This window comes from Roseomonas fluvialis (assembly GCF_022846615.1).
GTDB classification, from domain to species: domain Bacteria; phylum Pseudomonadota; class Alphaproteobacteria; order Acetobacterales; family Acetobacteraceae; genus Neoroseomonas; species Neoroseomonas fluvialis.
This window is the reverse complement of sequence record NZ_AP025637.1, coordinates 3,695,724-3,719,513: the sequence shown is the minus strand read 5'-3', so window position 1 is coordinate 3,719,513 and position 23,790 is coordinate 3,695,724. Positions and strand designations below refer to the sequence as shown.

General features: G+C 70.0%; 23 protein-coding genes. 13 read left to right on the top strand and 10 right to left on the bottom strand.

The window, feature by feature from the left end:
* Nucleotides 1-268: 268 nt before the first annotated feature.
* Entirely contained in the window at nt 269-2,155 is a 1,887-nt protein-coding gene (locus MWM08_RS17895) for an AMP-binding protein (protein WP_244407861.1), read from the bottom strand.
* A gap of 134 nt (nt 2,156-2,289) precedes the next feature.
* On the opposite strand from MWM08_RS17895, the gene MWM08_RS17890 reads away from it, so the two are divergent.
* Nucleotides 2,290-2,997 carry a 3'-5' exonuclease gene (locus MWM08_RS17890; RefSeq protein WP_244407860.1) on the top strand — a complete coding sequence of 236 codons (708 nt, stop codon included), beginning with the start codon at nt 2,290-2,292 and terminating at the stop codon, nt 2,995-2,997.
* 152 nt (nt 2,998-3,149) lie between these two features.
* Here the strand turns inward: MWM08_RS17890 and MWM08_RS17885 are convergent, their stop codons facing one another.
* The 4 genes from MWM08_RS17885 to MWM08_RS17870 form a co-directional block, all read right to left on the bottom strand.
* Nucleotides 3,150-4,529, bottom strand: coding sequence for a DUF294 nucleotidyltransferase-like domain-containing protein (locus MWM08_RS17885; RefSeq protein WP_244407859.1), 1,380 nt, complete (start codon nt 4,527-4,529; stop codon nt 3,150-3,152).
* Nucleotides 4,530-4,759: 230 nt separating this feature from the next.
* Nucleotides 4,760-4,942 (bottom strand): hypothetical protein, encoded by a 183-nt coding sequence (locus MWM08_RS17880; RefSeq protein ID WP_244407858.1) that lies wholly within the window; start codon nt 4,940-4,942, stop codon nt 4,760-4,762.
* Between the two features lie 275 nt (nt 4,943-5,217).
* The gene (locus tag MWM08_RS17875; protein WP_244407857.1) at nt 5,218-6,906 is read right to left on the bottom strand and encodes an MFS transporter; all 1,689 of its coding nucleotides are present in this window, start codon (nt 6,904-6,906) and stop codon (nt 5,218-5,220) included.
* A gap of 161 nt (nt 6,907-7,067) precedes the next feature.
* The gene (locus MWM08_RS17870; RefSeq protein WP_244407856.1) at nt 7,068-7,868 is read right to left on the bottom strand and encodes a hypothetical protein; all 801 of its coding nucleotides are present in this window, start codon (nt 7,866-7,868) and stop codon (nt 7,068-7,070) included.
* Between the two features lie 7 nt (nt 7,869-7,875).
* Between MWM08_RS17870 and MWM08_RS17865 the strand changes: the two genes are divergently transcribed.
* From MWM08_RS17865 to MWM08_RS17845, 5 genes are all read left to right on the top strand, one after another.
* Nucleotides 7,876-8,151 (top strand): DUF4212 domain-containing protein, encoded by a 276-nt coding sequence (locus tag MWM08_RS17865; RefSeq protein ID WP_244407855.1) that lies wholly within the window; start codon nt 7,876-7,878, stop codon nt 8,149-8,151.
* A gap of 4 nt (nt 8,152-8,155) precedes the next feature.
* Entirely contained in the window at nt 8,156-10,204 is a 2,049-nt protein-coding gene (locus MWM08_RS17860) for a sodium:solute symporter family protein (RefSeq protein ID WP_244407854.1), read from the top strand.
* Between the two features lie 78 nt (nt 10,205-10,282).
* On the top strand, nt 10,283-10,606 hold the full coding sequence (locus MWM08_RS17855) for a hypothetical protein (RefSeq protein ID WP_244407853.1): 324 nt from the start codon (nt 10,283-10,285) through the stop codon (nt 10,604-10,606).
* A complete protein-coding gene (locus MWM08_RS17850; protein ID WP_244407852.1) occupies nt 10,603-10,893 on the top strand; it encodes a hypothetical protein in 291 nt (96 codons plus the stop codon). Before MWM08_RS17855 ends, MWM08_RS17850 begins: the two co-directional genes overlap by 4 nt.
* Before the next feature lie 160 nt (nt 10,894-11,053).
* Complete coding sequence (locus tag MWM08_RS17845) at nt 11,054-11,443, top strand: hypothetical protein (RefSeq protein WP_244407851.1); 390 nt, start codon at nt 11,054-11,056, stop codon at nt 11,441-11,443.
* A gap of 40 nt (nt 11,444-11,483) precedes the next feature.
* On the opposite strand, the gene MWM08_RS17840 is transcribed toward MWM08_RS17845, so the two are convergent.
* From MWM08_RS17840 to MWM08_RS17820, 5 genes are all read right to left on the bottom strand, one after another.
* Complete coding sequence (locus tag MWM08_RS17840) at nt 11,484-12,209, bottom strand: hypothetical protein (protein ID WP_244407850.1); 726 nt, start codon at nt 12,207-12,209, stop codon at nt 11,484-11,486.
* 7 nt (nt 12,210-12,216) lie between these two features.
* Nucleotides 12,217-13,629, bottom strand: a complete 1,413-nt coding sequence (locus MWM08_RS17835) for a TRAP transporter large permease (RefSeq protein WP_244407849.1) — start codon at nt 13,627-13,629, stop codon at nt 12,217-12,219.
* A 116-nt stretch (nt 13,630-13,745) separates the two neighbouring features.
* Entirely contained in the window at nt 13,746-14,399 is a 654-nt protein-coding gene (locus MWM08_RS17830) for a TRAP transporter small permease subunit (RefSeq protein WP_244407848.1), read from the bottom strand.
* Between the two features lie 177 nt (nt 14,400-14,576).
* Nucleotides 14,577-15,698: a TRAP transporter substrate-binding protein gene (locus MWM08_RS17825; protein ID WP_244407847.1), complete on the bottom strand. Its 1,122-nt coding sequence runs from the start codon at nt 15,696-15,698 to the stop codon at nt 14,577-14,579.
* Between the two features lie 155 nt (nt 15,699-15,853).
* Nucleotides 15,854-16,666 (bottom strand): ferredoxin--NADP reductase, encoded by an 813-nt coding sequence (locus MWM08_RS17820; protein ID WP_244407846.1) that lies wholly within the window; start codon nt 16,664-16,666, stop codon nt 15,854-15,856.
* 109 nt (nt 16,667-16,775) lie between these two features.
* Between MWM08_RS17820 and MWM08_RS17815 the strand changes: the two genes are divergently transcribed.
* The 7 genes from MWM08_RS17815 (at nt 16,776) to MWM08_RS17785 (ending at nt 23,773) form a co-directional block, all read left to right on the top strand.
* A complete protein-coding gene (locus tag MWM08_RS17815; RefSeq protein ID WP_244407845.1) occupies nt 16,776-17,495 on the top strand; it encodes a GNAT family N-acetyltransferase in 720 nt (239 codons plus the stop codon).
* Between the two features lie 70 nt (nt 17,496-17,565).
* Nucleotides 17,566-17,721, top strand: coding sequence for a hypothetical protein (locus MWM08_RS17810; RefSeq protein WP_244407844.1), 156 nt, complete (start codon nt 17,566-17,568; stop codon nt 17,719-17,721).
* Nucleotides 17,722-17,813: 92 nt separating this feature from the next.
* Nucleotides 17,814-19,193, top strand: a complete 1,380-nt coding sequence (locus MWM08_RS17805) for an esterase-like activity of phytase family protein (RefSeq protein ID WP_244407843.1) — start codon at nt 17,814-17,816, stop codon at nt 19,191-19,193.
* Nucleotides 19,194-19,476: 283 nt separating this feature from the next.
* Nucleotides 19,477-20,685, top strand: coding sequence for a M20/M25/M40 family metallo-hydrolase (locus MWM08_RS17800; RefSeq protein ID WP_244407842.1), 1,209 nt, complete (start codon nt 19,477-19,479; stop codon nt 20,683-20,685).
* A 79-nt stretch (nt 20,686-20,764) separates the two neighbouring features.
* The gene (locus MWM08_RS17795) at nt 20,765-21,952 is read left to right on the top strand and encodes an amidase (protein ID WP_244407841.1); all 1,188 of its coding nucleotides are present in this window, start codon (nt 20,765-20,767) and stop codon (nt 21,950-21,952) included.
* Complete coding sequence (locus MWM08_RS17790; RefSeq protein ID WP_244407840.1) at nt 21,949-22,476, top strand: GNAT family N-acetyltransferase; 528 nt, start codon at nt 21,949-21,951, stop codon at nt 22,474-22,476. The genes MWM08_RS17795 and MWM08_RS17790 overlap by 4 nt, the downstream gene beginning before the upstream one ends.
* A gap of 19 nt (nt 22,477-22,495) precedes the next feature.
* Nucleotides 22,496-23,773: a DUF2254 domain-containing protein gene (locus MWM08_RS17785; protein WP_244407839.1), complete on the top strand. Its 1,278-nt coding sequence runs from the start codon at nt 22,496-22,498 to the stop codon at nt 23,771-23,773.
* Nucleotides 23,774-23,790: the final 17 nt, after the last annotated feature.

Sequence of the window (23,790 nt, the reverse complement as noted above, 5' to 3'; positions counted from 1 at the left end):
GCGACTTTCGGCGCATGCGGGTGCCGGGAGTCTCACGCGGTGCCTGACGCGGCGGGCGACATCGGCGGCCCGGTGCGCGCGCAAGGCAGGGAGTGGCGCCTCGGCGCCGCGGCAGAGGGATGCCGGCGCTTGCTGTGCGTGCGCACCGACCATGCGTGGCCGCGGCACGCGATGCGCACGCGATGCTCACGCGATGCGCAGGCGTGCAGCGCCGCCACGATGCCGCCGCAGCCGGCAGGATGGCGGCTGAAGGCGCGCCGGGCAGCCCTCAGCGCATCGCCGCCCGCAGCACGCCCGTCACCTCCTCCAGGATCAGCGGGTCGTCGATGGTGGGCGGCACCACGTAGTCGTCGCCATCGGCGATCTTGCGCAGCGTGGCGCGCAGGATTTTTCCGGAGCGCGTCTTGGGCAGGCGGGCAACGACGCGCGCTTCCTTGAAGGCGGCGACGGGGCCGATCCGGTTGCGCACCATGGTCACCAGGTCGGTCGCGATCTCCGCATCGGCGCGCGCCACGCCTGATTTCAGGACCACAAGCCCGAGCGGCACCTGGCCCTTCAGCGTGTCGCGCACGCCGACCACCGCGCATTCCGCGACATCCGGGTGCGATGCCAGCACCTCCTCCATCGCGCCGGTGGACAGGCGGTGGCCGGCCACGTTGATGATGTCGTCGGTGCGGCACATCACCGAGACGTAGCCCTCGGCGTCGATCATCCCGGCATCCGCCGTGCTGTAGTAGCCGGGATGCGCCGAGAGGTAGGCATCGCGGAAACGGTCATCGGCGTTGAACAGCGTGGGCAGGCAGGAGGGCGGTAGCGGCAGACGGATGGCCAGGCTGCCGATTTGCCCGCGCGGGACCTCCTGGTTCGCCTCGTCCAGTACCACCACGTCGTAGCCTGGCGCGGGTTTGCCGCCGGAGCCGGGCTTCGTCGGGAACAGGCCGAGGCCGCGGAAATTGCCGGTGATGGTCCAGCCGGTCTCGGTCTGCCACCAATGATCCACCACGGGCTTGCCGAGCAGCCGCTGCGACCAGGTGATGGTGTCGGGGTCGCAGCGCTCGCCCGCGAGGAACAGCGCCTCCAGCTTCGACAGGTCGTGGCGCTTCAGGTGCAGCCCCTCGGGGTCTTCCTTCTTGATGGCGCGGATCGCAGTAGGCGCGGTGAACAGCACCTTCACGCCGTGCTGCGCGCAGACGCGCCAGAAGGTGCCGGCATCGGGCGTGCCGACGGGCTTTCCTTCGAACAGCACCGTGGTGCAGCCGGCCAGCAGCGGCGCGTAGACGATGTAGGAATGCCCCACCACCCAGCCGACATCGGACGCGGCCCAGAACACGTCGCCGGGCCCTACGCCGTACACCATGGACATGGAGTTGTGCAGCGCGACCGCGTGCCCGCCGGTGTCGCGCAGGATGCCCTTGGGCGCGCCCGTCGTGCCCGAGGTGTAGAGGATGTACAGCGGGTCGGTCGCCTCGACGCTGACGCAAGGGTGGGGTGCGGCGGTGGCCTCGGCTGCCAGCAGGTCCTCGTCGCGGCCCGTGATGAGCTCGCAGGGCGATTGCGGGCGCTGCAGGACCAGCACCGATGACGGCTTGTGCGGGCTGAGCGCGATCGCGGCATCGATCAGCGGCTTGTACTTCACAATGCGCCCGGGCTCGAGCCCGCAGGACGCCGTGACAATGGCGCGCGGCTTCGCATCCGCGATGCGCGCGGCGAGCTCCGCCGCCGCGAAGCCGCCGAACACTACCGAATGCACGGCACCGAGGCGCGCGCAGGCGAGCATCGCGATCGCGGCTTCGGGCACCATCGGCATGTAGATGACGACGCGATCGCCCTTGGCGACACCGCGCGCGGCGAGCGCACCGGCCAGGCGCGCCACGCGGTCGAGCAGCTGCGCATAGGTGATGGTCTCGACCTGGCCGGTCATCGGGCTGTCCCAGATGATCGCCGCCTGTTTGCCGCGCCCGGCGGTCACATGCCGGTCCACTGCGTTGAAGCAGGTGTTCAGCCGCCCGCCGGGGAACCAGCGGCCATAGACGCCCATCGCGGGGTCGAAGGCGCGGGCCGGTGGCTGGTCCCACGCGATGGCCTGCGCCGCCGCCTGCCACCAGCCGACGGGGTCCTGCTTCCAGCGCGCATAGGTATCGTCGTAGCGCGTCATGGCGCGTGCCTCCCGTGTTTCGCCGCAAGCCTGGACTGGCGCTTCGCTGCAGGGCAAGGGTCGCAGACCAGGGTGCGCGCCGCCATTGCGCCAGATCAATCGACGTTGGGCGCTGCGCGTGGCACCGTCCTGGCATGAGCGGGATCCTCCGCCGTGCTGCCGCCGCCATTGCCCGCGGGCTCCAGCCCACGCCGCGCGACTTCGTGCGCGCGCGGGCGCATTTCCATGCCGCGCTGCCGCCCGGCCCACTGGCCTTCCAGCGCTACGTGGTGTTCGACCTGGAATCCACCGGTCTGAAGCCGACCGATGGCGACGGGCTTCTCGCGATCGGCGCGGTGCGGGTGCGCGATACCGAGGTGGTGGACCGCTTCGCCACGCTCGTCGATCCGGGCCGGCCGATCCCGCCCGCGGGCATGGCCTATCACGGCATCACGGACACGGCGGTGCGCGGCGCGCCCGGTCCGGCGGCGGCGATCGCCGCCTTCCTCGATTTTGCGGGACAGGATGTGCTGGTCGCGCACAACGCCTCCTTCGACCGCACGCTGCTGTTCATGGAGGAGCATCGCGGCGCGCCCGCGGTGCCGAACCCCATCCTGTGCTCGCTGGTGGTGTCGCGCTGGCTCGACCCGCAGGAGCCGGACCATTCGCTGGATGGGCTGTGCGGCCGCGCCGGCATCGTGATCGAGGGCCGCCACCAGGCGCTGGGCGATGCACAGGCGACGGCGGCGCTGTGGGTGCAGCTGATTGCGCGCGCCACCGCGCGCGGCGTCGACGACCTGCAGGACCTGGCGCGGCGCAGCCGGATGCAACTGCATGTCGGCGCGGGGGCGGAGGCCTTCTAAGAGACCGTCTGCGAATGCCGGCACCGGCCCGCTCCCCCACCCGGCCACCCACATCAGTATCCTGGATTGGGTGGCCGGGTGGGGGAGCGGGCCGGTGCCGGACTGCAGAATGCGCCGAACGGCGCATTCGCGAACTGTCTCTGACGCCGCCGCTACCAGAGCTGCCCGGTGAACGACCCGAAGACGCCGCGGCTGAAGCTGCGCACCGCGCGCAGCGCATCGCGCAGCGCCGTGCGCGCCGGCTTCGGCAGGGCGCCGGTGTCGACCAGGCTGCCGGGCTGCAAGCCCGCGGCATGGTCGGACAGTTGCTGCCGCAGCACGGTGTCGACCAGCCGGTCGAAGGCATCGGCGAGGGCGGCGGCCTCGCGCGCCGCGATGGCGCCGTGGCGGGCCAGGGCGTCGATCCGCGCGATGGTGCCGGTCTCGGCGATGCCGTCGCGCAGGGCCAGCAGCCGTGCGGCGGCGACCAGCGGCATCAGCCCGTGCAGCTTGAGGTCGGTGCGGGTGCCGGGGCCCGGTTCGTCGTCGGTGAAGCCGCCCCAGAGCGTCAGGCCGACAGTCAGCCCCTGGTTCTGCGCCGCCATCGCGGCGAGCAGCGCCGGGCTGGCCGAGAGCAGGCGCGACAGGTGCGCCCGCAGCGCGGCGGCCGGCGCCGCATCCCCCGCGACCGCCCGGAAGTCGAAGGCGATGTCGGAGAACAGCAGGGCCGCGCCGCTGCGCCGCCGGGCCCAGTGGTCGAATTGCCGGCACCATTGCGGCAGGGTTTTCCGCCACAGCGGGTTCAGCGCCATGATGCCGCCGGGGCACAGCGGGAAGCCCGCCGTGGCCAGGCCGTCGTTCAGCGCGGCGGTCATCGGGCGGAACCAGACGTCGATGCGGTCATGCTCGGCATCGGGGTAGTCGGCCAGGATCAGGCCATTGTCCTGGTCAGGGCGCAGCAGGCTCTCGCCGCGCCCGGCGCTGCCCATCACCACGAGCGTGAAGGGCACCGGCGGGGTGCCGTGCGTGGCCAGCACGCGGTCCAGCACGCGGCGGTGCAGGTCGATGTTGATGCCGCTGACCAGGCCCACCAGGTCGCGCGCGGGCACGCCTTCGGCCAGCAGGGCGGCGGCCATGCCGGCCTGCGCCTGCTTTACCGCGGCATCGTCGCCGGACAGCGCATCGAGGTGCAGCAGAAGCCGCCCGGACACCGCCGCCAGCGTCTCTGCCCGGTGCAGCATGCCGATGCAGCGCCCGCCGGCGCCAATGACGGGTAGGTGGCGCAGATGGCCGGCCCGCAGCACGGCCACGGCCTGCCACAGCCCGGCATCCTCGGCGCAGGTCGTGACGGGTGCCGTCATGGCGGCATGCAACGGGGCCTCGGGCGACAGGCGGAAGGCGACGCGGCGGGCGATGTCCTGTTCGGTCAGGATGCCGACCGGCCGGGCGTCGCCATCCACCGCGAGCACGGCCGAAGCACGCGCCGCGGCCATGTCCGCCAGCACCTGCGCAAGCGGCGTGTCGGCGGCAAAGCAGGGCGGGGCGGGTGACATCGCCGCGGTGATGCCGCCGGCTAGCGCGGCGGCTGGTGATCCTGCAGACCGGGTCTGGGGTGGCATGGCGGTGGGCCCCGCGCTGTCTCCTGCCGTGACGCCACTATGCCGGGCACCGCCGCCCCGGCCAATGCCGCATCATCCTGCCGCCAACGGTGTTGCGGTCGCCTGGCGTGCAGCCGTCAAACCGGCGACGTTGGCGGACAGGCCCGGCGATGCCGCCGGCCGTGTCAGAGCAGGATGTCGCGCGCCGATAGTCTGGCGGCGTCCACGCCCAGCAGCAGCACGAAGTCGTCCGGCCCGAACGTGATCAGCGATGCCTCCGCGCCATCGATGATGGTGAGCGACGCGAAACTGCCGAGCGCGAGGCCGCGCAGGTCGAGCCGGTGCGTGCCGGGGGTGCAGTCCAGCACCAGGTCGCCGCCGCTGCCGCGGCCGAAGATGAACAGGTCCGCGCCGGCGCCGCCCGTCGCCGACGATCGGCGCTGTCAGGATATGCCGAAACACGCCGGTCCTCGTGACGAGCGGGAGGGGAGGGCGTGGTACTAGCCAGCGAGCGGTTTCGTCGGGGTTAAGTGTCTGTTCGAGATTGCGCCTTTCGACGCAGTCTCAACCAAGTACGACGTCCGCGGTCGCTCGGCACGTGGGGAAGCGGCGCCCGGCTTGTCCCGGGCGCCGCCGGCCTCGGTCAGCGCGGCGCGCTGTCCGCGGCGTAGATGTCGCGATCCTTCGTCTCCGGCACGAAGAAGATGCCGATCACGACGGTCATCAGCGCGATCACGATGGGATACCAGAGGCCGAAATACACGTCGCCCGTCTGCGCGATCATGGCGAAGGAGGTCGCCGGCAGCAGCCCGCCGAACCAGCCATTGCCGATGTGATAGGGCAGCGACATCGATGTGTAGCGGATGCGAGTGGGGAACAACTCCACCAATGCGGCCGCGATCGGGCCGTAGACCATGGTCACGTAGATCACGAGCAGCGTCAGGATGCCGATCAGCACGAGCTGCTGTTCGCCGAGGATGTCGAAGGGGCTCGACATCTTGACGACCGACGGGTTCGACGCCGCCGGATAGCCCGCCTGGGTCAGCGCGGCCGACAGGTCGCGCGCGAAGGTCGGGCTGTCGGCGCGCAGGATGTCGCCACCCTGGATGCGCACGCCCGCGACCGAGCCGGCCGGGGCGTTCTCGACACGATAATTGACCGACGCCCGCGCGAGCGCCGCCTTGGCCACGTCGCAGGGTTCGGTGAAGCGTGCCGTGCCGGTCGGGTTGAACTGGAAGGAGCATGTCGCCGGGTCGGCCACCACCTGCACCGAGATGGTGGAATGCGCGCGCGCCAGGTCGGGATTGGCTTCCGCGCTGAGCAGCTTGAACAGCGGGAAGTAGGTGAGCGCCGCGATCAGGCAGCCGCCCAGGATGATCGGCTTGCGGCCGATCTTGTCGGACAGCCAGCCGAAGAACACGAAGCCGCCCGAACCGAGCACCAGCGACCAGGCGATCAGCATGTTCGTGGTGAAGGCATCGACCTTCAGCACCTGGCCCAGGAAGAACAGCGCGTAGAACTGGCCCGTGTACCAGACCACCGCCTGGCCGGCGACGAGGCCGAGCAGCGCGAACAGCGCGATCTTGGCGTTCTTCCACACGAAAAAGGCCTCCGAGATCGGCGCCTTGGAATGCGTGCCCTCCGCCTTCATCTTCTGGAAGGCCGGGCTTTCCTCCATCTGCAGGCGGATCCAGACCGAGATCGCGAGCAGCGCGATCGAGACCAGGAAGGGCACGCGCCAGCCCCAGGCGCGGAAATTGTCCGGGCCGACGATCTGCTGCGTGAACAGGATCACGAGCAGCGACATGAACAGCCCCGCCGTCGCCGTGACCTGGATGAAGGATGTGTAGAAGCCGCGGCGGCCATGCGGCGCGTGCTCGGCCACGTAGGTCGCGGCACCGCCGTATTCGCCGCCGAGGGCGAGGCCCTGCAGCAGGCGCAGCACGATCAGGATGATCGGTGCGGCGAGCCCGATCGCGTCCGAGGTGGGCAGGATGCCGACCACGAAGGTCGACGAGCCCATGATCAGGATCGTGATGAGGAAGGTGTATTTGCGCCCGACCATGTCGCCCAGGCGGCCGAACACCAGCGCGCCGAAGGGGCGCACCAGGAAGCCGGCGGCGAAGGCCAGCAGCGCGAAGATGTTGCGCGTCGTCTCGGGGAACTGGGAGAAGAAGTTGGCGCCGATCACCGCGGCCAGCGAGCCATACAGGTAGAAATCGTACCATTCGAAGACGGTGCCGAGCGAGGAGGCGAGGATGACCTTCCGCTCCTCCTTCGACATGGGCCGCGGCGCGGCGCCCACGTGGTAATCCGAGGCAACGGAACTCATGCGCTTGTCCTTCCCTGACCGGTCGTGCCGGCCTTGCCGCCCACACCGGCGGAGGTCACCGCGCGGGTGGCGCGGGCGTATCGGACTTAAGGGAAGCGACGTTGATGCGGCCTCTCGGTGAGGTTAACATTAGTAAATTGCGATGCAGCAAGACATGACCGTCATGTCACGAGATTCGCGCCCAGCCGCGCCGGATCGAAGCGCCGTTCCATCTCCTGCTGGGACGACACGACATGGAAGCGCAGCGCACCGCGGATCGCCGGCGTCTCGCCGATCCGCTGGTCGGGGTGGATGGGAATGGTCGCGAGCAGCGGCGCATCGGCCTGCAGCGGCATTTTCTGCGCCGGGATGGGCGGTTGCCGCTGCAGCGTGTCGAGCTGCCGGGCGAAGGCACCGGCCGCGTGTCGGGCCGATTCGGCTTCCTCGGGCGGTGGGGGTTCCGCGGCCAGTGCCGCGGCGTGCAGGCCAATGAGGGCGTCGGCGAGCGCGCCCTCGCGCCCCGGCACATGCGGGCGCAACCAGGCCTCGGCCAGCGCGCCCATGTCCGCGAGGCTGCCCAGGTAGACCTGCCACCGGCAATGGCGCAGCGCGGCCTGGAAATCGGGGTCGGAGAAGACCTGGCGCTCGTGCCGGCCGGACTTCACCCGGCAATAGTCGATCACGGTCTTCTGGGCGACGAAGGCCGCCTGACGCTGCAGGAAGGCGCCGAAGGCGGCAGGGTCGGCGTTGCTGCGGCGCAGCGTTGGAAGACGGAAAATGGTCGGGCTCCGGGCAAGAACAGAAAGGATGTTGCGCCGGCTTTGCCGGGCATGGTAGCGGCCCAAGGTCTTAACGCACGCTTTCGTGGTGACAATGCGTTCACCTGCCGGGGGTGGTCGTTGAAGTGGGATTGGGGCCGCACGGGCAAAGCCAGGCGGCGAACGGGGGGAGCATTCGGGGATGCCTTTGGTCGAGTCCGGCAATGAGCCGGTGAGTGCGCAACAGGCCGCGGTCGATCCCGCGACCGCGCGGGCCTATTGGTCCAAGACGTCGGGGTTGATGTGGACCGTGCTGGCGATGTGGTTCATCGCGGGCTTTGGCATCCACTTCTTCGCGGTGCAGTTGAATCCGATCCATGTCGGCGGCTTTCCGCTGGCGTACTACTTCGCGGCGCAGGGCAGCCTGATCATCTTCGTGGTCGGCCTGTTCTGGTTCGGCTGGAAGCAGAACAAGATCGACGAAGAATTCGGCGTGCAGGAGGATTGATCCCATGAGCGCATCCTCCGGGGAAAAGGATCCCTTCATCGCCCAACTCGGCAAGATCTACGCCGGGTATACGGGCGGCTTTGCGGTCTTCGTCGTGCTGCTCGCCATCCTCGAACAGATGGGCGTGCCGGACCGGATCATCGGCTACCTGTTCGTCTTCCTGACCATCGGCGTCTACGCCTATATCGGCATCATCAGCCGCACGGCGGTGGTCGCCGAATACTACGTGGCCGGGCGGCGCGTGCCGGCGCTGTACAACGGCATGGCGACGGGCTCCGACTGGATGTCGGCCGCATCCTTCATCGGCATGGCCGGTTCGCTCTATGCGCTCGGCTATGGCGGGCTGGCCTTCATCCTGGGCTGGACCGGCGGCTACATGCTGGTGGCGATCCTGCTGGCACCCTACCTGCGCAAGTTCGGGCAATACACGGTGCCGGACTTCCTGGGCGCGCGGTACGGCGGCAACCTGGCGCGCTCGCTGGGTGTCGTGGTGCTGATCACCGCGTCCTTCGTGTACGTCGTGGCGCAGATCGTGGGCGTGGGCATCATCACCCAGCGCTTCCTCGATGTGTCGTTCACCATGGCGGTGTTCCTCGGCCTCGCGGGCATCCTGGTCTGCTCGATGCTGGGGGGCATGCGCGCGGTCACCTGGACCCAGGTGGCGCAGTACATCATCCTGATCATCGCCTACCTGATCCCGGCCATCCTGATGTCGGTGAAGGTGACGGGCGTGCCGGTGCCGCAGCTGATGTACGGCATCGCGCTCGAACGCATCGAGGGCTTCGAGGCCGCCTTCCGCGCGGCGGGGCAGACGCCGCCGCCCGGGGTGACGGGCTTCTACACGGCGCCCTTCGTGGGCGCGAACGGGCAGTTCTCGCTGTCCGCCATGGTGAACTTCTTCGCCCTCGTGTTCTGCCTGATGGTCGGCACGGCCGCGCTGCCGCACATCCTGATGCGCTACTTCACGACGCCGTCGGTGCGTGAGGCGCGCCAGTCGGTGGCCTGGTCGCTGTTCTTCATCTTCCTGCTGTACTTCACGGCGCCGGCCTATGCGGCCTTCGGCAAGCTCGAGATCTACCAGACGCTGATCGGCCAGCCGATCGCGCAGCTGCCCGACTGGGTGAAGAACTGGCAGATCATCAGCCCCTACGGCACGCCCTGGGTGAACATCGTGGACGTCAACCGCGACGGCATCCTGCAATGGGGCGAATTCCGCATCCACCCGGACGTGGTGGTGCTCGCCACGCCCGAGATCGCGGGCCTGCCCTACGTGATCGCGGGGTTGGTGGCGGCGGGTGGCCTCGCGGCGGCGCTGTCGACCGCGGACGGGCTGCTGCTGGCGCTGGCCAATGCGCTGTCGCACGACGTCTACTACAAGATGATCGACCCGAAGGCGCCCACCGCCCGGCGGCTGATCATCTCGCGCATCCTGCTGTTCTTCGTGGCACTCATCGCGGCATGGACGGCGGGGAACATGGGTGCGGACATCCTGTTCCTGGTCGCCTGGGCCTTCTCCATCGCCGCGGCGGGGCTGTTCGCCGCGCTGGTGATGGGCGTGTGGTACAAGCGCACCACGAACATCGCGGCCTGCGCGGGCATGGCGGTCGGCTATATCGCCACCTTCGGCTACCTGCTGCACACCGAGTTCTACGGCTGGAACTTCATCCAGACCTTCGGGTCGAAGGATGCGATCCTGGCCGCGGCGCGGCAGGTCGCGAACCTTGCCGCGGTGAGCCCGGAGATCAAGGCGCAGGCGGCGGCCATGGTGGCCAATGCGGCGTCGGTCCAGGACGGCGCGCTGGCCTGGTTCGGCAATATGTTCGGGGGCCTGCCGACGGATACGGTGGCGCTGCGCGGGCGGCTTGTCGCGCGGCTGTGGTCGATCAACAACATCTCCGGCGGCATCATCGGCGTGCCGCTGTCCTTCCTGACCATCTGGCTGGTCTCGATGTTCACGCCTGCGCCGTCCAAGGCGATGCAGGACTTCATCGAGGACATCCGGGTGCCGCGCGGCGGCGTGCGGCTGGCCGACCAGAAGGCGGCGGTCGAATAATCCACCGCCCTTCGGGGCGGCGGTTCCCGGGGGCGGTTGCGGAGACGCGGCCGCCCCCTCATTTTTTGTGCGGACGCCATGCAATCCGATTTCGTCTTCGGCCACCTGTTCTTCTGGGCGGTGACCTACATCCTGGCGCTGACGGCCTGGGGCTGCATCGGCCGCTTCATGATGCAGGCCTTCATGGCGCCGGACAGCACCAACTACATCTGGCGCGGCTTCGTCATGCTGACCGGCTGGGCGGTGTGGGTCGCGCGGCGGATGGTGCCGACCTACGTGACCACGCCCTTCCTGCCGCTGGTCGCGGCCTTCTGGCTGTTCGCGGCGCGCACGGTGTTCGGCCTGGCGATGCTGGGCGCCGGCATGGCGCCGAGCATCACCCCTGCGGGGGCCGCGCCATGAGCCCGCAGAACAGCTTCGTCGTCACCATGGCGATCTGCCTGCTGAACGGCCTGGTCAGCCCGATGCTGCCGGTGGTGTGGCACCTGCACCCGGTCTGGATGCCCGAACTGCTGCCCGCCACGCGGGAGATCGTGTTCTACGGCGCCTCGCTGATCGTCTCGACCGCCACGCTGCTGACCGCCGCGGTGCCGGCCGCCATCGCCGAGCGGATGGGGCTTTCGTTGCAGGGCGCGATGATGGTCTGGGCGGGGGCGGCGGCGCTGCTGCTGCTGGCGGGGCTGCGCTGACGCAGCCGTCCGGCTGCGCCGCCGGCACGGCGGGAGGCGGAGCCGGGCCGGCCCTTTGCGGCTGGCCCATACGGGTCCTGCGCCGGGGCACGCGCGAAAGCGCTGGCACGAGACATCACGGGCAGGGAAGAATGCGCCCCGGCCCCATATCCTGGGTGTGATGCACGAAATCCCGCTCTGCATAGACCTGTCCATCCGGCGCGCCTGCGGCTTCGTCGCGCTGGCGATCGGCACGGTGATGCTGTCCCTGTCCTTCGACATGCCGCTGGCGCTGCGCAGCGGGGCCGCGATGATGGCGGCGATGTGCGGCGTGTTGCTGCTGATCGCCTGGCGGTCGTCACGGCGCGACGTGCGGCGGACCGAGTTCTGGTCGATCTTCGCCGCGCGCAATCCGGACGTGCTCGCGCAGGGTGATGTCGCGCGCATCCAGGCGATGGCGCGTCGGCTGTGGCGCGAACGGCTGTTGTGGCATGCCGAGCGGATCGGGATTGCCGCCCTGGTGCTCTGGGCGGGGGCTGGGGTGGCGGCCCTGCTGCGCGCCTGGGGCTGAACGAGGCTGCGCGCGCGGCCGCGCGGTGCGCCTGGGCGGCTCAGGCGGTCTCGGCCACCGCGACGAAGCCCACACGGGCCCGGCCGAGACCGGACAATCGGGCGGTCCAGTTGTCGCCCGGCGCGGGTTCGGCGGGTGGCGTCAGCCCCGCCACGACCAGCAGCGCGCCCTCAGGCAGCCCGCCGAGGCTGCGCGCGGCCGCGGCTGCGGCGGCGAAGGCGGCGGCCAGGTCCAGCGGAAGCCCGCGCGGGCGCTTCGGGTCGGCAGCACAGGACACCGCGACCGGGCCGCCCGATAGCGTCGCGCGGCGGCCCACCACGACATGACCGATGCCGCCCAGGTCCGCTGCCTCGGCGCCCGCACCGACGGCGCCGTCGCGGAATCGGGTGGTGGCGATGTCGATGGCCGCGTGCACGGCCGCCAACACCGGTGGGCCGGATGCGTCGGGGTCGAGGGCCGCGCCCAGGACGCCGAGGGCCGCAGCGCTGACGCGCGCGTGGCGCAGCGCGACCAGTGGCAGGGCCGCGCCGTCGCGCATCAGTCGCGGCTCCAGCAGGGGGCCGAAGCGCATCGACCGATCCGGCTGCAGCACGCAGCGCAACCCGCAGGGCACCAGCGCGAGGCCGTCCAGCACCGCTTCGGCCACCGCCTCGCCGGCCGCCGCATCGGCGGGGACCAGTTCGGGTTGCAGCGGGACGATCGGATTGCCGGTCTCGAAGGCCTCGATCAGGGCGTCGGCGAGCACGCGGCGGGCCTCGGGATCCATGCGGCGTTCAGTTCAACGATGGCAATTGCGGTGCGTCATCCACCTGGAAGCCACCGGTCGGCGGTGCCAGCACATCCGCCCCTGACCCGCCGGTCTGCGGCACGTCGTACAGATACGACGGCAGCCAGGTGACGATGCCCGGAAAGACATAGACGCAGACCATGGTGAAGATGACGATGTAGATGAAGGGCATGCAGCCGCGGAATATGTCCTCGAGTCGCACATGCTTGGGGGCCACGCCCTTGAGGTAGAAGGCGGCCATGGCGACGGGCGGCGACAGGAACGACGTCTGCAGGTTGAGCGCCACCAGCACGCCGAAGAACAGCGGGTCGACGCCGAAATCATCCAGCAGCGGCAAGAAGATCGGCACGAAGATCACGATGATCTCGGTCCATTCGAGCGGCCAGCCCAGCACGAAGATCAGCGCCTGTGCCAGCAGCATGAAGGTCAGCGTGTTGAGCGGCAGCGACTTGAAGAACTGCTCCACCAGCTCCTGCCCGCCCAGGTAGCCGAACACCGAGGAGAAGATCGCGCTGCCCACGAACAGCCAGCACACCATCGCCGAGGTGCGGGCGGTCAGGTAGACGCTCTCGCGCAGCTTCGCCCAGCTGAAGGACCGGTACACGAGCGCCAGCAGAATCGACCCGAGCGAGCCCATCGCCGCCGCTTCCGACGGTGTCGCGAGGCCCATCAGGATCGACCCGAGCACCACGCCGATCAGTGCCGCAAGCGGCAGGAACGACGTCAGCAGCGACAGCAGGATGGTGCCGAAGGGGACGTTCACTTCCTCGGGCGGCAGGCGCGGCGCGACGGACGGCTTCACGATGGCGATGCCGATCGCATACAGGATGTACAGCCCCGCCAGCATCACACCGGGAATGAAGGCCGCCGCATAGAGCTGCACGACCGAAACGCCGGCCGTGGCGCCGAACAGGATCAGCATGATCGACGGCGGGATCAGGATGCCGAGGCACCCGCCCGCGCAGATCACGCCGGCGGCGAGCTTCACGTCGTAACCCGCGCGCAGCATGGCCGGGAAGGCCAGCAGCCCCATCAGCGTGACGACGGCACCCACGATGCCCGTGGCGGTCGCGAACAGCGCGCAGGTCGCGAGCGTGGCCACCGCCAGCGACCCGGGAATATTGCCCGAGGCCATCTGCAGCGAGCGGAACAGCCGGTCGAGGATGTTCGCCCGTTCGATCACGTAGCCCATCAGCACGAAGAGCGGCACGCTGATCAGCACGTCGTTCGACATCACCGCATAGGTGCGCTGCACCAGCAGGTCGAAGATGCGTTCCTGCATCCCGAGGTAGCCGAAGAACAACCCCATCGCCATCAGCGTGAAGGCGATCGGGAAGCCCAGCATGATGAAGATCAGGAACAGGAAGAGCTGCGTGAGCCCCAACGCGCCGTCGGTCATGTCTGTCTGGTCCTAGAGCATCACCCGCCCAAACGGACTCGTTTGGCCGGATAGGGATGCTCGCGAAAACAAAAGGCTGGAGAGCATGACGTGTGCCCTTGCGAACGGCATACGCTCTAGCGCCCGGTGTGTTCGTCGCCGGCGCGTTCGCCTGGAATGTGACCGGTGCGCGCGATCTCGCGCGCCAGTTCCTCGGGGTCGCGCGCGGCGGCGGCGGCGAGGATCTGCTGTTCGAGTTCCTCGACATCCGACAGGCGTTCGGGCCAGGCGCCGGTGCGGATGCAGCGGATGCAACGCACCACCTCGACCACGCCTTGCAGCAGCAGCAGCACGCCCACGATCGGAATAAGAAACTTGAAGGGCCAGATCACCGGCCCCGTCGGGCTGAACATCGAGCGTTCGTTCTGCAGGAACGAGATGTGCGCGAAGCTCCAGCCCGAAATCATGAAGGCGAAGATCGCCGGGAAGAAGAACAGCACGTACAGCACCAGGTCGAGCCGCGCCTGGTTCACCGGCCGGAAGTTGCGGTACAGGAAGTCCCCGCGCACATGCCCGTTGCGCGACAGCGCGTAGGCACCGGCCATCATGAACAGCGCGCCGTACAGCATGTACGAGACGTCGTAGGCCCAGGACGTCGGTGCGCGGAACGCGTAGCGCATGACGATCTCGTACACGACCACGCCGGTGAGCGCGATGATGCACCAGGCGAAGGCCTTGCCCATGAAGGCGCTGAGCCTGTCGATGCCGAGCAGGACGGATTGCAGCCCCATTCGATCGCTCCCCGAGAGCATCATCCATCCGGGCGGGTTCGCCTGGACGGACAAGGATGCTCGCACAAACAACAGGCTAGAGCGTGTACCGTGAGCGTTGGCGAACGGAACATGCCCCAGTCGCACGAACGCCCGCCCCGGTCCTACCGGGGCGGGCGCCGCGATCCGCCGCGCGGTTCAGCCGCGTGCGAAGAAGTGGTTGTAGGCCAGCGCCGGGCTGGCCTGGTAGCGCAGGTAGAAGGCGCTGACGCGGCGGCACCATTCGCGCTGGCTGTCGGTCACCTTCTTGAAGAAGGGATCGGCTTCGAGGTTGCGGATCACGCCGTCCCAGGCGCGCAGCTGCGCATCGAGCACCGGGCGCGGCGTGACCTGCACGTTCACACCCTGGCGCTGCGCCATCTCGAGCAGGTCGTTGGGGTAGCGCAGCTGCTGCTTCCACGACATGTCGGCCGACGCCGCCTCCGCGGAGTGGCGGATCACTGCCTTCAGTTCGTTCGGCAGGGCGTCGAACTTGCCCTTGTTCAGCAGGACCTCGAAGGTCTCGGTGTTCTGGTGGTACGACTGGATCATGTAGTTCTTGGCCACGTCCGGGAAGCCGAGCACGCGGTCCGAGGACGGGTTGTTGAACTCGGCGCCGTCGATCACGCCGCGTTCCAGCGCGGGCACGATCTCGCCACCCGGCAGGGCCGTGACGGCCGCGCCCATGGAATTGAACAGGTCAGTCGCGAGGCCGACGGTGCGGTACTTCAGGCCGCGCATCTGCTCGGCGTTCGTGATGGGGTTCTTGAACCACCCGAGCGGCTGGGTGGGCATCGGCCCGGTCTGGAAGCCGACCACGTTGACGCGCAGCACCTGGCCGATGAGCTCGTTGTACAGCGCCTCGCCGCCGCCGTAGTAGAACCATGCCAGGTAGGAATTGGCGTCGTAGAACCAGGCCGGTGGCGTGCCGAACAGGCTGAACGCCTTGTTCTTGCCGAACCAATAGGCCGACACGCCATGCCCGCCATCGAGCGTGCCGGCGGAGACCGCGTCGATCAGCTGGAAGGCGCCGACCACGGCACCTGCGGCCAGCAGTTCCATGCGCAGCCGGCCACCGGCCATGGCGTTCACGCGCGTCACGAAGTCACCGGCGAATTCGTGGAAGATATCGCGCTGCGGCCAGGTGGACTGGAAACGCCACGTCACGGTCTGCGCGCGGCTGACGCCCGGCGTTGCCAGTACGGCTGTGGCGGCGGCACCCGCTGCCGCGGCCTTCAGCAATCCACGACGTGCCGGCACTGGCGACTTGGTCTCGGTCATGCAGTCCTCCCGGACGGCCGGTCGCACCTTCTGGAGCGATCCGGCGCTTGTTGTGACTGCAAGCCCCTTATGCGACCGACGCGGCACGTGCAACCAAAACAGTGGCGCGATTCGTCCTGCGACTGCGTTTTCTGTCCGCCTGCGCGCCGGCGCCGCTACTTCGTTACGAAGGCCTTCTCGACCACGTAGGTGCCCGGCGCATTGTTCGACCCTTCCTCGAACCCGCGCGCCTCCAGCATGGCCTTGCAGTCGCGGTTCATGTCCTCGGACCCGCAGAGCATCACGCGGTCATGCGCGGGGTCGAGCGGCGGCAGGTCGAGGTCCGTGAAGATCCGCCCCGTCTCGATCAGGTCGGTGATGCGGCCCTGGGTGGCGAAGGGTTCGCGCGTGACGGAGGGATAGTAGCGCAGCTTGCCGGCCACGATCTCGCCGAGGAATTCATGCGCGGGAAGGTCGCGTTCGAACAACGCGCGGTGCGCGAGTTCGTTCACTTGGCGCACGGTATGCGCGACCACCACCGTCTCGTAGCGCTCATACACATCCGGTTCGCGCGCCAGCGACAGGAAGGGGGCGAGCCCGGTGCCGGTCGCGAGCAGCCACAGCGTGCGGCCCGGCCTGAGGTTGTCGGTCACCAGCGTGCCGGTGGGCTTGCGCCCGATCAGCACCTGGTCGCCGACACGCACATGCTGCAGGCGGGACGTGAGCGGCCCGTCCTGCACCTTGATGGACAGGAATTCCAGTTCCTCGTCCCAAGTGGGGCTTGCCATGGAATAGGCGCGCACCAGCGGCTTGCCGTCCACCATCAGGCCGATCATGGCGAATTCGCCGGCGCGGAAGCGCAGGGCGGGGTCGCGCGTGCAGCGGAAGGAGAACAGGCGTTCGGTCCAGTGGTGCACCCAGGTCACATGCTCGCCGAAATAGGCGGCCGGGATGGCGGGGCGGGCTACGGGGAGGATCGCGTCGTTCATGGCGGGGGGTTGTGCTGCGCTGCGTCAGGCTGTGCAACAGGAAAGCGCGGGGCAACAGGAAACCGCGGGGTGCTTGCGCACGGCGGCGACGCGGTCTCTCCTGCGGCGCATGACCGACCTGCCCGAGGGCGTGCCCTTCGACCCCGACACCGATCCGCCCGTCGGCCCGCTGGTCGATGCCACGCCGCGCCCGCTGCCCGCCCGCGTGCCGCATCGCGGCGGGTCGGTGGACCTCGAACCGCTGCATGTGCGCCATGCGTCCGAATTGTTCCGCGCCGCACAGGGCCAGCCGGCCGAGGCGTCCTGGGCCTACCTCGGCGCCGGCCCCTTCGCGACCGAGGAGGCGATGCGCGCCCATGTCGCGGCCTTCGCCGCCACCCACGACCCGATGGCCTGGGCGGTGCGCCCGCATGCGACCGGGACGGCGGATGGCTGGCTGACGCTGATGGAGATCCACCCGGCGCATGCGCACATCGAGATCGGCAACATCTGGTTCTCGCCGCGCATGCAGCGCACGCGCGCGGCCACCGAGGCGATGTTCCTGCTGATGCGCCATGCCATGGACGACCTCGGCTACCGGCGGCTGACCTGGAAGTGCAATGCGCTGAACATGCCCTCCCGCAAGGCAGCCGCCCGGCTCGGCTTCACCTATGAAGGCACGCTGCGGGACCTGCTGGTGGTGAAGGGGCGGGTGCGCAGCACGGCCTGGTTCTCGATCCTGGCGGCGGAATGGCCGTCGCGCCGGGATGCCATGCTGGCCTGGCTTGCGGACGCGAATTTCAGCCCGGACGGGCGGCCGAAGCGGGGCCTGGCGGAACTGCGGGGCTGACGCGGGATTTCCTGGCGCGCCGGTCGGCGCAGGGCCATGATGCCCGCCGCGCAAGCCGCGGGAGGTCGCCATGCCTGACGTGAATTTCGGCGAGGTCGCGAGCTGGGGGCTGATCCTCGGCACCTTCGCCTTCGTCGCTGCACAGCGTTTCGGCCTGGGGCCGGCGGTGGCGGCGGGGATGCTGGCCGCGTTGACCACCAAGGCGGCGCTGCTCGGCCTGACCTGAGGCGCGGTTTCGCCGCGCCGCCACGCGAGCGTCACGCGGCTGCAACGCAGCGCCTGTAGAGCGCCCCCCGTTCTCAACCGACGGGGGTCCCGATGCGTCGCCTTCTGCTTGCCACCGCGCTTTTCGCCGCCGCGCCAGCATTTGCTGACCAGCGCTTCGAGGCGACGCTCGCCGGCCATGCCATCCTGCCGGCCGCGACCTTCGTGGCCCCGCCCCAGGGCGCGCCGCCGGGCTTCGCGGTCTCGGGCCGCTTCACCGGTGCGGGCAACCTGCGCAACGAACAGGTAGGCAGCGCGCCGGGCGATACGGGGGCCATGCATGGCCGCCGCCCGACCGGCCTGTCGCTGCCCTTCCAGGGCCAGCCGGTGCAGGGCTTTTCGGGCATCGCGCCGGTGCGCGGCGAGCCCGGCGCCTGGTGGGTGCTGACCGACAACGGCTTCGGCAACCGCCGCAACAGCCACGACGCGCTGCTGATGTTCCACAAGGTCCGTCCGGATTTCGCGACCGGCCAGGTGGCGATCCTGCAGACCATCTTCCTGTCCGACCCGAACCGCGTGGTGCCGTTCCACATCACCACCGACCCGTCGCCCACGCGCTTCCTGACGGGTGCGGATTTCGACCTGGAATCGATCCAGCCCATGCCCGATGGCAGCTTCTGGATCGGCGAGGAATTCGGCCCCTACCTGGTGCATGTCGATGCGCAGGGCCGCGTGCTGCGCGTGGTCGAGACCATGATGGACGGGCAGCCGCTGCGCTCGCCCGACCATCCGGCGCAGGCGGTGCCCGCCAGCCCGACGGCCGGCGTGCCGCATCGCGTGCGGCGGTCGGGCGGGTATGAGGGGATGGCGGCCTCGCCCGACGGGTCGCGGCTGTACGCGATGCTCGAACAGCCGATCTTCGCGCCGAATTCCGACCAGCCCGAGGGCCAGTTCCTGCGCATCCTGGAATTCGACACGTCGCGCGCCGCCTGGACCGGGCGCGTGCTGCGCTACCGGCTGGAAGCCGGTGCGACGGCGATCGGCGACTTCAACATGATCGACGACCGCCGCGCCCTGGTGATCGAGCGCGACAACGGCGAGGGCGACCCGGGCCTCGCCTGCGCGCAGGGCACCCAGAGCACCGCCGAGCGCCCCTGCTTCCCGCTGCCCGCACGCTTCAAGCGCATCTACCTGATCGACCTGGGCGCGACCGATGCCGAGGGCTTCGTGCGCAAGATCGGCCATATCGACCTGATGGCGATCCGCGACAGCGAAGGGCTCGCGCGGCACCGCGGCGACCTTCCGGCGAATGCGCCGCGGGATCGCTTCACCTTCCCCTTCTTCACCATCGAGGACGTGGCGATGGTCGATGCCGACCACATCATCGTCGCCAACGACAACAACCTGCCCTTCAGCGCGGGGCGGCATCTGACGCGCGCCGACGACAACGAGTTCATTCTGCTGCGCGTGCCGGAACTGCTGCGGGCGCGCTGAGACAAGGCGCGGCGGCGGGCGTCGCGGCCCGCGGCCGCGCGAAGCGGCTGACGCGGCCCGCGGCTGCGCAAGCCGGCGAGCGAGGCCCGCGGCCTCACACGCCTGCGGACCCGGCCCGCCGCTGCGCCATTCTGCTGGCCAGGCCCATCGTCGCAGCGCGCCCGCCGCGATGCGAACGCGCTGCAAACTGGGCGGACGGTGTGCTGCGGACGGAAGGCCGCAGGCGCGCTACGGTGCCGGTATCGGCCGCATCGTCGCGCGGCCGCTCCAGGAGGAAATCCGCATGTCCCAGCCGAACGCCCCGGCCAGCCTGCTCGACGCCGAAGCCGCCACCAATCGCCTGATGCGCTACCTCGCGATCGAGGGCGTGACCGGCCACGAGAAGGCGATCGGCGAGGCCATCGTGGAGGACCTCAAGGCGATCGGCGTGCCGGCCTCCGCCATCCGCTTCGACACCGCGCATGAACGCATCCCGCTGCCCACCGAGACCGGCAACCTGATCGTCGACCTGCCGGGCACGAAGCCCGGCAAGCGGATGCTCTTCTCGACGCACCTGGATACCGTGCCGCTCTGTGCCGGTGCCAAGCCGCGGCGCGAGGGCGACCGCATCGTCTCCGACGGCACCACCGCGCTGGGCGGGGACAACCGCACCGGCTGCGCGCTGCTGGTCAACCTGGCGGAGACGCTGCTGCGCCATAAGCTGCCGCACCCGCCCATCACGCTGCTGTTCACGGTGCGCGAGGAAAGCGGCCTGCATGGCGCGCGCGAGCTGGTCGCCGCCGACCTGCTCGGCGCCGAGATGGGCTTCAACGTCGATGGGCGCCTGGCGAACGAGCTCATCATCGGCGCGGTCGGCCAGGAGAACTGGCGCGCCGAGATCAGGGGCCGCGCGTCCCACGCGGGCGTGGCGCCGGAGAAAGGCATCTCCGCCACCCTGGTCGGCGCCATCGCGCTGGCCGAGGCCCACAAGGCCGGCTGGTTCGGCAAGGTGGTCAAGAACGACGGCCACGGCACCAGCAATGTCGGGATCTTCGGCGGCAAGCCCGGCCAGCCGGCCGGTGACGCGACCAACGTTGTGACCGACCTGGCCGTGCTGGTCGGCGAGGCGCGCAGCCCCGAGGCCGCCTTCGCCGCCGCCATTACCGAGGGCTTCCGCACTGCCTTCGAGACCGCGCAGCAGGCGGTGAAGGCATCCGACGGCGCGACGGCGGAGGTCACCTTCACCCACACGCCGTCCTACCCGCCCTTCAACCTCGCCAAGGACGGGCCGGTGGTGAGCCATGCAAAGCGCGCCGTGGAATCGCTGGGCATGGAACCGGTGCTGGTGTTCTCAAATGGCGGACTGGATGCGAACTGGATCGCCGGCAAGCATGGCGTGCCGTCCGTGACGATCGGTGCCGGCCAGTACGAGATCCACACGATCAAGGAATATGTCGACCTGCCGGAATACGAGCGCGGCTGCCGCCTGGCCGTGGCCCTGGCGACGCTGTGACGTTGCAGCGCCGGCGTGGCGGTTGTCAGGCCGGCGCCACTGCGCCACGATTCAAGGCGCAGCGGCGGAGGTGACGTGCATGACCGAGGATCGGGTGGGCGCCTTCGTGCCTGGGCCCCGCAGGTTGCGCGCTGGCGCCGCGGAAGGGCCGCTCGCCGGCCTGACCTTCGCGGTGAAGGATCTTTACGACACCGCCGGCGACGTGACCGGCTACGGCAATCCGGACTGGGCGCGCACCCATGCGCCCGCGACGCAGAATGCCGCGGTGGTGACCGCGCTGCTCGATGCCGGGGCGCGGCTCGTGGGCAAGACGAAAACGGTCGAACTGGCCTATGGCCTGACCGGGGAGAATGTCTGGCACGGCACGCCAACCAACCCCGCCGCGCCGGATCGCTTTCCGGGCGGATCCTCCTGCGGGTCGGCGGCGGCGGTCGCAGCCCGGCTGTGCGACATCGCGATGGGGTCGGACACCGGCGGGTCGGTGCGCATCCCGGCATCGTATTGCGGGATCTTCGGCATCCGGCCGTCCTGGGGGGCGGTCAGCCTGACCGGCGCGTGCCCGCTCGGGCCGGCCTATGACACCGCCGGCTGGTTCGCCGCGACGGCGGGGCTGCTGCGCCGGGCCGGCGATGTCCTGCTGGCGCCCGGCGGCGAAGGCGTACTCGGCCCGTTGCTGAAAGTGCAGGAGCCCTGGGTGAACGCCGAACCGGCCACGGCCGCGGCGCTGGCCGACGCCTTCGGCGCGGTAGAATCGGTGCTGGGTGCGGCGCTGCCAGTACAGGTGGCGCCCGAGGGGCTCGATACCTTCTACGAATCCTTCCGCTGCGCCCAGGCGGTCGAGGCCTGGACCAGCCTTGGCCCCTGGATCGAGGCGACGGACCCGACCTTCGGGCCCGGCGTGAAGGAACGCTTCGCCGCGGCCAAGGCGATGGACCCCGCCAAGGCCGCCGCAGGGCGGACCTTCCGCCGCGCCGCGCAGGCCCGGCTGTGGGGGCTGCTGGGCGGCGGCGCGGTGATGGTCTATCCGACCTCGCCCGGACCGGCGCCGCTGTTGAGCGCGACCCAGGCCGAGCAGAATGCGGTGCGGGAGCGGACCATGGGTGTGACGGCGATCGCCGGGCTGTGCGGCCTGCCGGAGGTGACCATTCCGGCCGGCACGGTGGCGGGTGCGCCGGTCGGCCTGTCGCTGGTGGCCGGGCCGGGGCGTGACCGCGCGCTGTTGGCGCTGGCCGAGCGCGTGGCGGTGGCGGCGGGGTTGCCGGCATGACGCTGCGCGTGCGCGAGGCGACCTCGGCCGACCTGCCGGCCATCACGGCCATCTATGCCCACCACGTTCTGCATGGCACCGGCACCTTCGAGGAAGACCCGCCGACCGAGGCCGAGATGGCGGCGCGCATGGCCAAGGTCGCTGACGCCGGCTTCGCGTGGCTGGTGGCGCAGGACGAGACGGGCCTGGTGCTCGGCTACGGATATTTCGCACCCTTCCGCGAACGCTCCGCCTACCGCTTCACCGCCGAGGATTCGGTCTACGTCCGCGACGATATCCGCGGCCAGGGTGTGGGCAAGGCGCTGGTGGCCGAACTGATCGCGCGGGCCGAGGCGAAGGGCCTGCGGCAGATGATCGCGGTGATCGGCGATTCCGAGAATGTCGGGTCGATCGGCCTGCACCTCTCGCTCGGCTTTCGCCAGGTGGGGCTGTTGAAGGCGGCGGGGATGAAGTTCGGCCGCTGGGTCGATGTGGTGACCATGCAGCGCGCGCTGGGCGAGGGCGAGAAGACGCTGCCCGGATGATCCCGAGCGCGCCGCCGCCATGAGCGGGCGTGTCGCAGCCTTCCTCGAATGGGTGGGCGACGTGTTCTGGCTGCGCCCGACGCTCATGGCGATCTTCGGCGTGGCGCTCGCGACCGGGGTGCGCTGGCTCGATTCGCCGGGCCTCAGCATTCTGCCCGCCTGGCTAGTCTTCGCGGGCGACGCGGCGGGCGCACGGGCACTGCTCGGCGTGGTGGCGGCCTCGGCGATCGGCGTGGCGGGGACGATCTTCTCCATCACCATCGCGGCGCTGTCGCTGACCTCGGGGCAGATGGGGCCGCGGCTGCTGCGCAACTTCCTGCGCGACCGCGGCAACCAGGTCGCGCTCGGATTGTTCCTGATGACCTTCTGCTACGCCATCGCGCTGCAGCGCGGCATGGGGGCCGAGGGCACGCCGCCGGTGCCGCATCTGGGCCTGGTGTTGGCGGTCGGCCTGGCGCTGGTTTGCGCGTCCTCGCTCGCCTGGGTGGTGCACCACATCGCCGGCGGCATCAACGTCGAGACGGTCATCGCGATCGTGCACGCAGAACTGGCCGACGCGGCGGCGCGCCTGACCACGGAGCAGGCGCCCGTGCGCCCCCTCGCGCTGGCGATGCCGCCGATGCGCGGCACGCCGCTGCGCTGCGCCGCCGCCGGCTACGTGCGCGCGCTGGACTATGGGCAGTTGGCGGACTGGGCGCAGGCGCGCGGCGTGGTGCTCTCGGTGCTGGCGCGGCCAGGGGACTACCTGCATCCCGGCCAGCGCCTCGCCGAGGTGAACGCGCCCGACCAGGCCCCGGACGCCGCGGCAGCGCTGCACGAGGCCATGAGCATCGGACCGCGCCCGGCCGCCGCGCAGGACCTGGAATTCGCCGTGCGCCAACTGGTCGAGGTGGCGGTGCGCGCGCTTTCGCCGGGCATCAACGACCCCTTCACCGCGATGGCCGTGCTGGACCGGCTGGGGGCGGTGCTGGCGGGGCTGGTCGGGCGGCACCTGCCGGCGCCGGTCCTGTGGCGGGACGATTCGGTGGTGCTCTACCGGCGCGTCAGCGACTACCCGGGCCTGTGCGATGCGATGTTCCACATGATCCGCCAGGCCGGCGCCGAGAACGCTGCGGTGCTGATCCGGATGGCCGAGGTTCTGGAGCAGGTGATCGACATGGAGCCCGACGCGGCCCGCCGCGAGGTGCTGCTGCGGCATGGCCGATGGGTGCTGCGCGCCGGGCGGGCTCGGATCACGGACGCGCCCGGCCGGGCGGGGCTGGAGCGCGCTTGTGCATCGCTGGCGGCGTACGGCTGACGGCGGCCGGGCGGCGT

What these genes read in the sequence shown, in the direction of transcription:
- MWM08_RS17895 (WP_244407861.1), bottom strand. Translation starts at nt 2,155, where the DNA reads ATGACGCGCTACGACGATACCTATGCGCGCTGGAAGCAGGACCCCGTC.
- MWM08_RS17890 (WP_244407860.1), top strand. Translation starts at nt 2,290, where the DNA reads ATGAGCGGGATCCTCCGCCGTGCTGCCGCCGCCATTGCCCGCGGGCTC.
- MWM08_RS17885 (WP_244407859.1), bottom strand. Translation starts at nt 4,529, where the DNA reads ATGTCACCCGCCCCGCCCTGCTTTGCCGCCGACACGCCGCTTGCGCAG.
- MWM08_RS17875 (WP_244407857.1), bottom strand. Translation starts at nt 6,906, where the DNA reads ATGAGTTCCGTTGCCTCGGATTACCACGTGGGCGCCGCGCCGCGGCCC.
- MWM08_RS17860 (WP_244407854.1), top strand. Translation starts at nt 8,156, where the DNA reads ATGAGCGCATCCTCCGGGGAAAAGGATCCCTTCATCGCCCAACTCGGC.
- MWM08_RS17855 (WP_244407853.1), top strand. Translation starts at nt 10,283, where the DNA reads ATGCAATCCGATTTCGTCTTCGGCCACCTGTTCTTCTGGGCGGTGACC.
- MWM08_RS17850 (WP_244407852.1), top strand. Translation starts at nt 10,603, where the DNA reads ATGAGCCCGCAGAACAGCTTCGTCGTCACCATGGCGATCTGCCTGCTG.
- MWM08_RS17845 (WP_244407851.1), top strand. Translation starts at nt 11,054, where the DNA reads ATGCACGAAATCCCGCTCTGCATAGACCTGTCCATCCGGCGCGCCTGC.
- MWM08_RS17840 (WP_244407850.1), bottom strand. Translation starts at nt 12,209, where the DNA reads ATGGATCCCGAGGCCCGCCGCGTGCTCGCCGACGCCCTGATCGAGGCC.
- MWM08_RS17835 (WP_244407849.1), bottom strand. Translation starts at nt 13,629, where the DNA reads ATGACCGACGGCGCGTTGGGGCTCACGCAGCTCTTCCTGTTCCTGATC.
- MWM08_RS17830 (WP_244407848.1), bottom strand. Translation starts at nt 14,399, where the DNA reads ATGGGGCTGCAATCCGTCCTGCTCGGCATCGACAGGCTCAGCGCCTTC.
- MWM08_RS17825 (WP_244407847.1), bottom strand. Translation starts at nt 15,698, where the DNA reads ATGACCGAGACCAAGTCGCCAGTGCCGGCACGTCGTGGATTGCTGAAG.
- MWM08_RS17820 (WP_244407846.1), bottom strand. Translation starts at nt 16,666, where the DNA reads ATGAACGACGCGATCCTCCCCGTAGCCCGCCCCGCCATCCCGGCCGCC.
- MWM08_RS17815 (WP_244407845.1), top strand. Translation starts at nt 16,776, where the DNA reads ATGACCGACCTGCCCGAGGGCGTGCCCTTCGACCCCGACACCGATCCG.
- MWM08_RS17810 (WP_244407844.1), top strand. Translation starts at nt 17,566, where the DNA reads ATGCCTGACGTGAATTTCGGCGAGGTCGCGAGCTGGGGGCTGATCCTC.
- MWM08_RS17805 (WP_244407843.1), top strand. Translation starts at nt 17,814, where the DNA reads ATGCGTCGCCTTCTGCTTGCCACCGCGCTTTTCGCCGCCGCGCCAGCA.
- MWM08_RS17800 (WP_244407842.1), top strand. Translation starts at nt 19,477, where the DNA reads ATGTCCCAGCCGAACGCCCCGGCCAGCCTGCTCGACGCCGAAGCCGCC.
- MWM08_RS17795 (WP_244407841.1), top strand. Translation starts at nt 20,765, where the DNA reads ATGACCGAGGATCGGGTGGGCGCCTTCGTGCCTGGGCCCCGCAGGTTG.
- MWM08_RS17790 (WP_244407840.1), top strand. Translation starts at nt 21,949, where the DNA reads ATGACGCTGCGCGTGCGCGAGGCGACCTCGGCCGACCTGCCGGCCATC.
- MWM08_RS17785 (WP_244407839.1), top strand. Translation starts at nt 22,496, where the DNA reads ATGAGCGGGCGTGTCGCAGCCTTCCTCGAATGGGTGGGCGACGTGTTC.